Source organism: Microbispora sp. NPDC004025 (assembly GCF_053604425.1).
Genome location: NZ_JBSGHN010000018.1, coordinates 124790 through 137249, shown reverse-complemented (window position 1 = coordinate 137249; position 12460 = coordinate 124790). Strand labels below are relative to the sequence as shown.

The 12460-nt window shown below is 73.6% G+C and carries 9 protein-coding genes; 2 read left to right on the top strand and 7 right to left on the bottom strand.

Going from position 1 to position 12460, the window contains the following annotated elements; all coding sequences use genetic code 11:
- Positions 1-138: 138 nt before the first annotated feature.
- Entirely contained in the window at positions 139-1914 is a 1776-nt protein-coding gene (locus ACWEQG_RS34035; protein WP_452291109.1) for a substrate-binding and VWA domain-containing protein, read from the bottom strand.
- 111 nt (positions 1915-2025) lie between these two features.
- Between ACWEQG_RS34035 and ACWEQG_RS34030 the strand changes: the two genes are divergently transcribed.
- A complete protein-coding gene (locus tag ACWEQG_RS34030) occupies positions 2026-2835 on the top strand; it encodes a TrmH family RNA methyltransferase (RefSeq protein WP_452291107.1) in 810 nt (269 codons plus the stop codon).
- Here the strand turns inward: ACWEQG_RS34030 and ACWEQG_RS34025 are convergent.
- From ACWEQG_RS34025 to ACWEQG_RS34005, 5 genes are all read right to left on the bottom strand, one after another.
- Positions 2822-3721: a D-alanyl-D-alanine carboxypeptidase family protein gene (locus tag ACWEQG_RS34025; protein ID WP_452291105.1), complete on the bottom strand. Its 900-nt coding sequence runs from the start codon at positions 3719-3721 to the stop codon at positions 2822-2824. The two genes, ACWEQG_RS34030 and ACWEQG_RS34025, sit on opposite strands and share 14 nt — an antisense overlap.
- A 4-nt stretch (positions 3722-3725) precedes the next feature.
- Entirely contained in the window at positions 3726-4253 is a 528-nt protein-coding gene (locus tag ACWEQG_RS34020) for a DedA family protein (protein WP_452291103.1), read from the bottom strand.
- A gap of 194 nt (positions 4254-4447) precedes the next feature.
- Positions 4448-7813, bottom strand: coding sequence for a BTAD domain-containing putative transcriptional regulator (locus tag ACWEQG_RS34015; RefSeq protein WP_452291101.1), 3366 nt, complete (start codon positions 7811-7813; stop codon positions 4448-4450).
- Between the two features lie 190 nt (positions 7814-8003).
- Entirely contained in the window at positions 8004-9083 is a 1080-nt protein-coding gene (locus tag ACWEQG_RS34010; RefSeq protein WP_452291099.1) for a lysylphosphatidylglycerol synthase domain-containing protein, read from the bottom strand.
- Positions 9084-9171: 88 nt separating this feature from the next.
- Complete coding sequence (locus ACWEQG_RS34005; protein WP_452291098.1) at positions 9172-9969, bottom strand: PIG-L deacetylase family protein; 798 nt, start codon at positions 9967-9969, stop codon at positions 9172-9174.
- A 174-nt stretch (positions 9970-10143) separates the two neighbouring features.
- Here ACWEQG_RS34005 and ACWEQG_RS34000 point away from each other — a divergent pair, with 174 nt between their 5' ends.
- On the top strand, positions 10144-11253 hold the full coding sequence (locus ACWEQG_RS34000; RefSeq protein WP_452291096.1) for a glycosyltransferase family 4 protein: 1110 nt from the start codon (positions 10144-10146) through the stop codon (positions 11251-11253).
- Positions 11254-11509: 256 nt separating this feature from the next.
- Here ACWEQG_RS34000 and ACWEQG_RS33995 read toward each other — a convergent pair whose 3' ends face one another.
- Complete coding sequence (locus ACWEQG_RS33995; RefSeq protein ID WP_452291094.1) at positions 11510-12307, bottom strand: calcium-binding protein; 798 nt, start codon at positions 12305-12307, stop codon at positions 11510-11512.
- Between the last annotated feature and the right edge of the window lie 153 nt (positions 12308-12460).

Here is a 12460-nt window from a genome sequence, read left to right as displayed (position 1 = left end):
ATTCCTCCCCGTGTGACGGAACCTGGTCTCGCCGGTCCCCACACGAGTGGGACGCCGTCCCCGCTGGCGTCGTTTACGGGCCGCGCGGTCATGCCCAACGGGCATGACCTGCGAAAACAGGTGCCTGAGCGACTCCTGCTACTGGAGTCGCCGGGCGATGCCCTTGAGGAAGATGTTGCGGATCTCCAGGACCGTCTGCGGGAAGTAGGCGGCGCCGCCGGTCGCCTTCGCGATGGAGGTCATCTGCGTCCGGTCCTCGTCCTTCTGCGTGTTGAACGAGATGATCAGGAGGCTCACCGGCCGCTTCGGGTCGTAGGCGCCCTTCAGCTTCTGCAGGATCTCGCTGTTGGACAGGCCGCCGTTCGGGTCGTCGTTGCCGACCCCGTCGGTGAACAGCAGGATCGTGTTGACCTTGTCGGGCTCGTACTCCTTGGTCATCTTCTGGTACGCGGCCCACAGGGTGTCGTTGAGGCCGGTGTTGCCCGTGGGGATGGCCTTCACCTGCCGCAGCGCCTGAGCGATCGTCTCGCGACGGGTCACCCCGTTGATCTGCTGGGCCAGCGGCCCGATCTGCACGACGGGCTTCCAGTCGACGCCCGGGCCGCGCAGGTTGTCGGAGAAGGTCCACAGGCCCATCTCGGCCTTGTCCGGGAAGAGCTTCAGGCCCTCGACGGTGAGGTCGCTGATGGCGCGCATCCGGGTGACGCCGGTCTTGTCGGCGGGCAGCGCCATGGTCCCGGAGATGTCGATGAGGGAGAGCAGCCTGGTGCCGAGCTTGATCTGGTGCCACGCCTGGGACAGGCGGGTGACGGTCGCGGCGTCCGGCAGCGGGATCGCCGCCGGCTTCTTGGCGTTCACGCCGTTGTCGGGCTTCAGCAGGCCGCCGCCCGTGCCGTCGGGCGCGCGGAAGCCGTAGTCCTGGACCGTCTTCCTGCCGCTGGGCGAGGTCATCTCGGTCGCCAGGGCCTGGGCGGCCTTGCGCGTCGCGGAGTCCTTCGCCGTGACGATGATCGGGTAGTCGAGGCTGATCGTGCCCTCGGCGGGATACAGCGCGACCGCCGGGTTCGAGGGGGTCGTCGTCGTGTTGTACGACCACACGGCCTGCTCGGACGTCACGCCCACCGGGATGCGGGCGGCGGCCTTGGTCAGCGTGGCGAACATGCTGTCGGGCGTGGACACGGTCGACTCCGACAGCCGGCGCAGCACGCCGACGAGCGTCTCCTCGCCGCCGCCTCCCTGCTTGAGCACGGCGGCCCCGGCCAGCAGCGCGCCGAGGCCGGCGGCGTTCTGCGTGGGGTCGAGCGCGAGCACGCGCACCTTCCGCGCCAGGCCGTCGGGGTTGGCGGCGTTCGCCGCGCTCATCAGGCCGGTCCAGCTCGGGCTGAAGGCCGACTGGAGCTTGTCCGCGCCGGCTTTGGACGCGGCCAGCACGACGGGCGTGCTGGCGGCGTTGCCGGCGGGCTCGGGCGCGTTCTTGACGCCGCTCAGCCACAGGCTGGAGTCGGGGATCCACAGGTCGGGGTCCAGCTTGCCGCTGGTGGGGCCGGTGCCCGCCATCGCGTTGGCGACGTCGGCGGGCTCGGCGGCCTTGACCGTGACGGCGACGCACTTGCCGTCGACGGCCCGGCCCGACTTGCCGAACCTGGTGGCGATCTTCTGGACGGCCGGGTGGATGTCGGGGGAGGCGACGACGGAGAGTTTGACCCTCTCACCCGCGCAGCCCGGGCCCTTGTTCACCACCACGTACGCCGCGACGCCGAGGAGCACGGCCAGGGCGACCGCGCCGGCCAGCGGGACGAGCACCGTCCCCCGCCCGGCCCGCCGCCGCGGCGGGGGCTCGAACTGGGGGTCTGAGCCGCCATCGAGTTCGTCTGTGCGGTGCCGTCCGCCCACGGTGCCCTCTCCGGTGTCCACTGGCCGTAACAGGTTTCTGGCCGTAACAGGTTTACGGAACGATACTGGCAAAAGTCACAACATGCGCCTGGTAGGTGCGGGAGGGTCCGGCGCAGGCCGTACCCTTGGCCCGTGGTCATCCCGGTCGAGGACGCCGCCGATCCGCGCCTGGCGGACTACGTGCGGCTGCGCGACGTCGATCTGCGCAAGAGCGTCGAGAGCGAGCGCGGTCTGTTCGTCGCCGAAGGCGAGAAGGTCATCAGGCGGGCGATCGGCGCGGGCCATCCGGTGCGCTCGGTGCTGACCACGGCCAAGTGGCTCGACGTGCTCGCCGACGTCATCGGGGAGGCCACCGTCTACCTGGTCACCGACGAGGTGATGGAGGGAGTCACCGGTTTCCAGGTCCACCGGGGCGCGCTCGCCGCGATGGAGCGCACCCCGCTTCCGCCGGTCGGTGAGCTCCTCGCGGACGCGGGGCCGCGGATCCTCGTCCTGGAGGACCTCGTCGACCACGGCAACGTCGGGGCGATCTTCCGTTGCGCGGCGGCGCTCGGCGTCGGCGCCATCGTGCTGTCGCCGCGCTGCGCCGACCCCCTCTACCGCAGGGCCGTCAAGGTGTCGATGGGGGCGGTGTTCGCGATCCCGTACGCCCGGATGACCGACTGGCACGGCGGCCTGGCGGAGCTCAGGACGGCAGGGTTCCGCCTGCTGGCGCTGACGCCGGACCAGTCGGCCGTGCCGCTGGACAAGGCCCCGCTGTCCGGCCGGGTCGCGCTGATACTCGGTTCGGAGGGCGACGGGCTGTCGTCCCACTGGCTGCACGAGGCCGACCAGCCCGTGTGCATCCCGATGAGCACGCGGGCGATGGACCTCGGCGTCGACTCCCTGAACGTGGTGGCCGCCGCGGCCATCGCCTGCCACGGCCTGCTCAGGGGAGCGTGACCCCCGCCCCCGCGACCGCTTCGTCGCCGGCTCCCCCGCCGGCTCCTCCGGTGGCCCAGTCGAGCAGCTTGCGCGCGGTGGCGAACCTGGCCTTGTCGCTGCGCTCGCCCAGCACGACCCCCACGTACGTGCGCCCGTCCCGGACGGCGGCGAACGACAGGCAGTAGCCCGCCTGGTCGGTGAAGCCGGTCTTCAGCCCCACCGCGCCGTCGTCGAGCAGGTCGTTGGTGTTGCGCCACACGTGCCCGCGGTGGAGGGCGGACTTGCGGACCACCCGCCTGGGCGTCCTGGCGACGGTCGCGATCACGGGGTCGCGCAGCGCGGCCATGGTCAGCGCCGCCTGGTCGCGGGCCGTGGAGTATCCCTTCGACGGCAGCCCGTCGGGGTTGGCGTAGCGGGTGTCGCGCAGGCCGAGGCGGCGTGCCGCGTCGTTCATCTTGGCGACGAACTTCGCCGTCCCCGGGCCGTACCGCTCGGCGAGGGCGTGGGCGGCGTCCGCCCCTGAGGGGAGCATGAGCCCGTAGAGCAGGTCGCGCACCGTGAGCCGCTCGCCCGCCCGCAGCCCCGCCGTCGCGGCCCCGCCGGACAGCGCGTGCTTCACGTCGGCCTTGGTGATTGTCACTACGTCGTCCAGCCGGGCCTGCCGCCGGACCACGTAGGCGGTCATGACCTTGGTCAGGCTCGCGACCGGCACCCGGCGCGTCTCGCGCTTGGCGAACTGGACCGTTCCGTCCGTGGTGTCCACCAGGTAGGCCTCCCGGGCCGTGACCGAGGGCCCCCGGCCGGACGCGGCGGCCGTCGCGGCGCGCGCGGGCGCGGCGGTGGCGGTGGCGGTCCCTGCCGTGACGAGGGCGGCGGCCAGCGCGATCAGTACCCCGTTACGCATCCCGTCATGATCGCACGGCTTCGGACGCGGCGGGTGCGTCACCGCTCCGGCCCCTCCTGCGGCGGCGCCGCAGGAGGAGGAGGGCGACGGCCACGGCCACGACGGCGGCGACGGCGGCGGCCAGCGCGGGGGACCGGGCCGCCAGCGACAGCCAGGCCCACAGGAGCGAGTAGAGGCCGAACGAGGTCACCGGCACCCAGGTCAGGCAGCCGAGGGCGCTCGCCACCAGGTACCAGCGGTAGTCCACCCGCAGGGCCCCGGCCACCCACGGCAGCGTGTGCCGCAGGCCCGGCACCCAGAAGCAGCCGTACACGGCGAGCGCGCCCCACCGGCGCACCACGTTCTCCACGCGCTCGATCCGCTCCCGGCCGATCCTGCGGCCGACGCGCGAGCGGTAGAGCGCCTCGCCGAGCCTGCGGCCGACCCAGTAGTACACCTGGAACGCGCCGAAGAGGGCGACCGCGCCGACCGTGACGACCAGCCACAGAGGCAGGCCGAACACGGAGGCCGCCGTAGGGTCAGGGATCCGCACGTGCTCTCACCCCCGGTCGTCGCCATCGATTAGGCAAGCCTCACCTTAACGCGCCCGACCGCGCCATTTGCAAGCGGATGTCAACCGGTGGTCAATCCGTCCGCCGTACATAAGAGGGGACGAGAGGCGACGGGTTCGCGATGCTACAGGGGCCTTCGCGGACTCTGCCTCTTGATCACACGGCCTCCCATTCGTCACACGCCGGCGAGAGCCTCGCGGGCCTCGGCGACCCAGCGGGGGACACCGACCCGTTCGGCCACCGCCAGCGCCTTCTCGTAGTGGTCGCGGGCCGGCAGACCGAGCCGTACGGCGAGGTCGCCGAGCGTCCTGGCCACCGGCCACAGGGCGACCACGCCGGTGCCGGCCCCGGCGATCCGGTCGCGGAACGGCGCCAGCTTCTCGTACGCCTCCCGCATCCGGTCCTCGTCGTCCAGGAGCATCCCGGCGAGGGCCCGCCAGATGAGGGCGAGCTCGTAGAGGAAGTCGGTGCGGACCGGTTCCCTGCTCGCGGCCACCACCCGCGCGTCCCGGACGTGGCCGGCCGAGGCGAGCGCCACGGCGTAGGCGTCGAGGGTCCACTTGGCGCCGCGCTGATGGGCCTCGCCCAGCGGCTCGGTCATCTCGGCGGCCCGGCCGTCCACCAGGTGCAGGCAGAACGTGGCGATCAGCGGCAGGTCCTGGCGGCCTTCGAGCATGCCGGCCCGCGCGGTCAGCCGCGCGGCGTTCCGGTAGGCCCGCTCGGCCCCCGCGTAGTCACCGGTGATCATCAGGCGCTGCCCGGCGTACCACGCGCCGACGGCCGCGGGAGCGGGCAGGTCGTACCGCCGGCCGAGGCTCTCGGCCTGGGCGAGGTGCTCGTCGGCCTCGGCGAAGTCGCCGCGGGCCGCCGAGCATTCCAGCAGCACGAGGTGCGCCAGCGTCTGCACCGCGATCTGGCCCGACTCCGTCCCGACCCGCAGCAGCTCACGGCCGATGATCTCGCGCTCGTCGACCTGCGTCAGCGTGTACGACTGCCGCAGCCGGCCGCTCAGCGCCATCGCCAGCAGGGCGGGGTCGCCGCTCGCCCTGGCCAGCTCCTCCGCCTCCAGCGACGCCTGGTAACCACGCTCGGTGGCCGACCCCTCCAGTTCGAGGGCCAGCGTGGCGAGCAGGCTGGCCCGCAGGGACTGCTCGCCCTCCGGCAGCTCGACGAGCGCCTTCTCGGTGACGTCGACGATCTCCCAGGCCGTGCGCGTGAAGTCGCGGGCGATGCCCTTGTGCGGCACCGCGAGCGCCGCCGCGACCCGGGCGGTCAGCTCCAGGTCGCCGAGCGGCAGCGCGACCGACATCGCCTCGCCCCGGTGCGCGCGCGCGGCGGTCATGTCCCCGCACAGCGCCAGCGCCCTGATCAGCCGCAGCTGAAGCTCCAGCCGGTCGCGTACCGGCCCCCGGTCCGCGGAAGCACGGCCTGTGTGAGCACGGTTCGTGTGAGCACGGTCGAAGGCGGCGATGGCCTGCTGCCAGAGCGTGGCGGCCTCGCGGTGGGCGAACCTGCGCTCGGCCTGCTCGGCCGCCAGCCCCGCGTACCGTACGGCTTTCGCCGCCGTCTCCACCGTGCCCGCCGCGTCGTAGTGGTGGGCCAGCGCGGCCACGTCGTTCGGGCTGCGCTGCTCGATCACCGAGGCCACCGCCGCGTGCAGGCGCGAACGGCGCAGCCGTGAGGCGTCGGAGTAGAGCGTGTCCCTGACCAGGTCGTGGTCGAACCTCAGCAGGCCGGGCCCCGGCTCGGTCACCAGCCCGGCCAGCAGCGCCGCCTCCACCGCGTCCACCACGGCGTCCTCGTCGCCGGACACGTCGACCAGCACGTCGACGTCCACGTCCCGGCCGATCACGGCGGCCTGCAGCAGCACCTGCTGGGCCCGCTCCGGCAGCCGGGCGATCCGCCGCCGCAACACGTCGCGCACGCCCGAGGGCACCTCGGAGATGTCGGCCTCGGCCTCGAACAGGCGGGCCGTCTCCTTCACGAAGAACGGGTTGCCCCCGGCCCGCTCGACGATCGTGGTGACGACCTCGTCGTCGACCTCGCGCACGCAGGTCGCCCGGACGAGCTCCGCCACCGCGGCGTCGTCGAGGCCGCCGAGCCCGACGCGTACGGGGTCGAGGCGGGCCAGTGCGGCCAGCACGTCCTGCTGCTGGTCGTTCAGCTCGCCGTCCCGGCAGGTCACCACGACCAGCACGCGGCTGGCCGCGAGCAGGCTCGGCAGCGCGCGCAGCAGCGCCAGCGTCTGGTCGTCGGCCCAGTGCAGGTCCTCGACGAGGATCAGCAGCGGGGCCTCGCGCGCCACGGCCGACAGGTAGCCGCCGACGGCCCGGTGCAGCCGGAAGCCGCCCGACGCCTCGTCGTCGGCGGTGTCGGGGGCGGCGTCGTCGAGCAGCGGCGCCAGCAGCGCGGCGTACTCGCCCGCGCCCCTGCGGGCCACGAGGGCGCGCAGCACCTCGACCCAGGCCCAGCCGGGCGGGGTCGCCGTGCTGTCGGGGCAGCCGCCGGTCGCCCCGATCCAGCCCTCGCGCTCCAGCCGTTCGAACAGCCGCCGCACCAGCGTCGTCTTCCCCGCGCCGGGATCGCCGCTGATGACGGCGACGGTGAACCGGCCCCCCTGGGCGCGCGGCGCGGCGGCGGCGAGCGCGGCCAGTTCGGCGTCGCGGCCGACGAACGGCTCGGGCTCCAGCGGCGGCGCGTCGCCGGTCGCGACCGGTCTCGGCGGCCAGGTGGCGCTGATCTCGACGGGCCGCCGGGGCGCGGGGAGCACGAGGTCGAGCCCGGGGTCCTGGGCGAGGATGTCCGACTCCAGCTTGCGCAGTGCCGGACCGGGGTCGATGCCGAGCTCGTCGGACAGGATCGTGCGGGCGCGGCGCAGCGCGGCGAGCGCGTCGCCCTGCCGCCCGCACCGGTACAGGCCGAGGGCGAGCAGCCGCCAGCCCTCCTCGCGCAGGGCGTGCTCGGTGGTCAGCGCCTCGAGGTCGGGCACGGTCTCGGCGTGCAGGCCCATCCGCAGCCCGGCGTCGGCGTGCCGCTCCCTGGCGACCAGGCGCAGCTCGCTGAGCCGCGCCACCTCCGCCTCCGCCCAGTGCTGGTCGGCGAAGTCCGAGTAGGGCGTGCCGTGCCACAGCGCGAGCGCCGCGTCCAGCCGGGCCCGGGCGGCCTGGGGGCTCTCGTCCAGCCGCTCGCCGGCCGAGCGGACCATGGCCTCGAAGCTCAGCGCGTCCACCTGTTCGGGAGCGGCGCGCAGGGCGTACCCCGACGCGACGGTCACGAGCAGCCGGTTGGGCCCGCCGCGCGGGCGGTTCGGCTCCAGCACCCGGCGCAGCCGGGAGATGTAGACCTGTAACCCCGACTGGGCGCCCTTGCCGGCGTCGTCGTCCCACAGGTCGAAAAGCAGGGTGTCCACGGGCACGACCTGACCACGCGCCACGAGCAGGCGGGCCAGCACCGCACGCTGCCGCAGCCCGCCGAGGTCGAGCTCGTCGGTGTCGTCGTGCGCCCCCACCGGCCCGAGGACCCGGAACGTCACCGGGCTCATCGGGCGCTCCTCCGCTGTCGTGCGCCGTGCCCGCAGGCCGCCGCAGGTTGCCGTCGTGTCTCGGGTTGCCGTCGCATGTCAGGCGCCACCGTATGCGCGTCCGCGAAGCGGGCACAAGGTTTTAACCGACCCGGACACCCTCACCTTCCGCCCGTGAGTTTAGGAGATCACGAGGGGGATCCGCAGACAGTCAGGGGACGCGCGTGCGGCGCGCAGAGGGCGCCGGTCCGGCACCCTCGGTGCGGGCGTCCCGCCGGCGCAGCAGCGCCCATCCGCCGAGCGCGAGCCCGCCCCACGGGATCTCGATGGTGTAGGTCCAGAAGCCGAACAGCACCGCCGCGGCGGTGGCCCCGCCGGCGGGCTGGCCGAACGCCCCGATCAGCAGCGTGGCGACGCCGCCCTCCATGATCCCCGCCCCGCTGGGCGTGACGAGGGCGGTGGTGAGGACGCGGCTCAGCGCGAAGACGGCGACGGTCTCGGCGGGTCCCGGGTACGAGCCGGTGGCCACCAGGCAGGCGGCCATGATCAGGCACTGGAGGACGAGGAAGGCGACCATCCCGAGCGACAGGCCCGCCCACCGGCTGTGGATGATGTCGGCCGTGTCCCGGCGCAGCCGTTCGATCGCCGCCGACGCGGCGTGCTCCGCCGGGCGGAACCGCCGGGGCGCGAGCCGTACGAGCCCGTCCAGGGCGCGGCCGAGCACGGCGGCGGCGCGGTCCCAGTAGAGGGCGGCGGCCACCACGGCCACCAGCGCGAGGATCGACACCGCGCCGGCCCAGCCCGCCTTGGCGACCGTGGGGTTGGTGGCCTTGCCCGCGATCAGCAGGCCCAGGATCCCCACGGCGGGCAGGATGAAGCGGAACAGCGAGTTCCAGATACCGGTGACCAGCGTGTAGACGACGATCGGCCGGTTGGCGAAACCCCAGCCGCGGGTCATGCCGAACGTCAGGGCCACGCCCGCCGCCCCGCCGAACGGCAGCAGGTTGCTGACCGCGCTCCCGGCCGCGTTGAGCGTGAGCGCCTGAGTGTGCGTCAGGCCGGGCAGCGCGGAGGTCATCACGAACGTGTACGCCCACAGGCTCGCCAGCCACAAGGCGCTCATCAGCGCGATCGTCTGCCATCCGAGACCGCCGAACTGGTGGCCGATCTCCCGCCAGCTCACGGTGGCGCCGGTCAGCGTGTGCACGATCTGCGGGAGATAGAGCACCAGCGCCCCGGCCAGCCCGAGCGACACCGCGGACAGCGCGATCTGCAGCCACTTCCTGTTCACCCGCGTATGCCCCCAGTCCGGTGTCGGTCCTTCCCAGTCTGCCGGTCCGTGCGGGCGGTCGGCTCCTCCTGACGGAGGATCACCACCCTTAGGGGTTGTCGAACGGGTGCCGCAGGCGGGTGCCCCTGGGCAGGCCGCGGCGCACGTACCACTCGGTGCCGAAGACGTAGCGGTAGGCGAATCCGGGGATCCTCAGCATCGCGCCCAGCGTGCGGTCTCCGTCGCCGCCGGTGGCCTGGCTGGCGTGGGCCGCCATCGCCGCCCGCTTGGCCTTGGCGTGTCCGCGCACGTTCACCCGGTGGGTGATCGCGTCCCGGGGCGAGTAGGCCCTTTCGAAGCTCCGGACGTCGATCGCCGGGTAGAACCGGGAGGCCAGCCGTACGCCCTTGAGCAGCAGGTCGCGGTCGACCGTCGCCTCCAGCACGATGGGCGTCCCGGCGATCTCGGCGGCCCGGCTGCCGACCCGGTAGACCTGTACGTGGTCGGGGTGGCCGTAGCCGCCCGCCGGGTCGTAGATGGTGAGCAGGTCGGCCGTCTCCTCCTTGAGCACCGAGGCCAGCCGCTGGGCCGCCTCCTCGATGTCGGCGTCGATGAACGCGTTGTCCGGGCGGTCGTCGGCGACGCCGCCGTCGATCGCCAGGCCGGAGTCGCCGTAGCCGAGCAGCACGACCCGGGCGCAGCCCAGGGCGGCGGCCGAGCGGTGCAGTTCCTCCGTCCGGGCTCTGCCCAGTTCCTCGCCGTGGGGGAGCTCGGCGAGGCCGCGCTCGCCGGCCGTGGCGACGACGAGCACCACGCGGTGCCCCTCGTTCGCCAGCATCGCCATGGTCCCGGCGGTCAGCAGCGCCTCGTCGTCGGGATGGGCGTGGAAGAACACCGCCGTCCTCATCGCGCCCCACGGAACGTCGTCATCGCGTGCTCCACTCGTCCGTGCCGTCGCGGCTGCCACCGCGGCTGCCGTAGCGGCCAGTTCCCGACATGATCCCACGTGGCCCGGCCCGGACCGCGCCGCCCTCCCCGTGAGCGGTTTGATGGGCGTGGCGCACTCTGCCAGGCTGGCCCGGTGAGGATTCTTCACGTCAGCGACTGCTACCTGCCGCGGCTCGGGGGAATCGAGGTGCAGGTCGCCGACCTCGTCAGGGCCCAGCGCGAGGCGGGCCACACGGTCGAGGTGGTGACGGCGACGCCGGGGGAGCGGCTGCCCGGCGTGCACCGCGTGGTCGCGAACCTCCCGTTCGACCTGCCGGTCCACCCGCGCGGCACGGCCCACCTGCTCCGGCTCATGACGAGCGGGCGGTTCGACGTGGTGCACGTCCACACGGGGGCGGTCTCGCCGTTCGCGTGGATGGGGGTGCGCGCGGCGGTCCGGGCCGGGCTCCCGGTGGTCGCGACCGTGCACAGCATGTGGGATCCGGTCACGCGGGGGGTGTACCGGGCGCTGCAGGCGGCCTTCGAGTGGCGGCGCTGGGGCCTGGTCCTCACCGCCGTGAGCGAGGCCGCCGCGCGCCCCATCCGCGCCGTGGCCGGGCCGCGCGTGCCGGTGCAGGTCGTCTCCAACGGGCTGGACGTGGCCTCGTGGCGGCCCGAGCCCGGCGCCGTACGGGACGCCCATGACGAGCCGGCGAAAAAGACGGTGCACGTGGTGGCGGTGGGCAGGCTGGCGCCGCGCAAGCAGCCGTTGCGCCTGCTCAAGCTGCTGGAGACGGCGCGCGACAGGGTGCCGGGCAACGTCGCGATGCGCGCGACGATCGTGGGCGACGGCCCGGCCCGCGGGCGCATGGAGCGCTACCTGCGGGCGCACCGGATGGGCTGGGTGTCACTGCCCGGCAGGTACAGCCGGGAGCAGATCAAGGACTTGCTGGCCGAGGCCGACGTGTTCGTGGCCCCGGCGCCGCGCGAGTCGTTCGGCCTGGCCGCGCTGGAGGCCCGCGCGGCCGGGGTGCCGGTGGTCGCGCGGGCGCAGAGCGGCGTGGCCGACTTCGTCAGGCCGGGCAAGGAGGGCCTGCTGGGCCGCACGTTCGACGACCTCGTCGCCTCGGTCGTACGGCTGGCCCGGGATTCCGGCCTGCGTCAGTCGATCGCCGAGCACAACCGGGAGACCGAGCCGGTCCGGTGCTCCTGGCCCGCGGTGCTGGAGGGCTTCGCCCGCTGCTACGAGCTGGCCGGGAGCTGACCCGGGGACACCGGCGGACTAGTAGGGGAGGACCCTTCCCGAGGGGGTGCGCAGGTCGATCGGGGCGGGAGTTCTCGGTGGCCGCGGTCGCGGCACGATCTGCACCTTCTTCATCGGGGCCCTCCTTTCGGCGGTGTCCGTCAGCTGGTGCCGTCATGATTCCCACGAATTGGCCAGAATTATCCTCCGGACGTCAGTTCTTGTTCTTGTAACGTGCGCTTCTCGGTCACCCGTGCGTCGCAGGCGGCCGTGGGAGCTACTCGCAGGCCGTGGTCCTGTCCGCGCCGGGGCCGCCGTTGCAGTCGTCGGTGCCCGCCCCGCCGTCGAGGTCGTCGCCGCCGCTGCCCCCGTTCAGCTCGTCGTTGCCGGCGTTGCCGCTCAGGTCGTCGGCGCCGGCGCCGCCGTTGAGCTCGTCGTCGCCCGTGCCCCCGCGCAGTTCGTCGTCTCCGGGGCCGCCGTCGACCTCGTCGGTTCCGGCGTCGCCGCGTACATCGTCGGCGCCCTTGCCGCCGTCGAGGGTGTCGTCGTTGTTTCCGCCGCGCAACACGTCGTCGCCGGCCTCGCCGCGCAGGCGGTCGTTGCCGTCCCCGCCGCGCAGGTCGTCGTCGCCCGTGCCCCCGCGCAGGTCGTCCCTGCCGCGCCCGCCCCTGAGCTCGTCGTCGCCGTCGCCGCCGTACACCACGGTGGGCAGGGGGACGTTTATGTCCGCCGCGATGACGACGACGTCGTCCCCGTCGCCGGCCACGACCTTGATCTTCTTGATCACGTTGCCCACCAGGACGGCCTCGCCGTCGCGGGGATCGGGGCTGCAGCCCTTGATCGGGCCCGCCTCGTCCCGGACCCCCAGGGAGTAGCCGGTGAGCCCGGGCGCCTGGACGGTCACCTCGTTGGCCACCCCCGGCGTCGCCGTGTAGACGAGCGTCGTCTGGGAGACCGTGCACGTGCCGGCGTAGGCGGGCTCGGCCGCCGCGGCGCCGGCCGGGGGAAATGCGAGCGCCAGCACGGCCGCCGGCGCCACGAGCAGACGTCGGCGTGCGAACAGATGGTTGGTCATCGGAGAGTCCCTTCACACGAACCGGGGCAAAGTGAGCCCCAGGGTTGTACGCATCGTGAGACGGGTCAATAGACGGCACGAGGGGAAGGGGAACGGTCCAAGCCGCGAGGGCCGGGCCCGGCCGGGATGTGAGCGCTCACCCGCCGGCCGGGC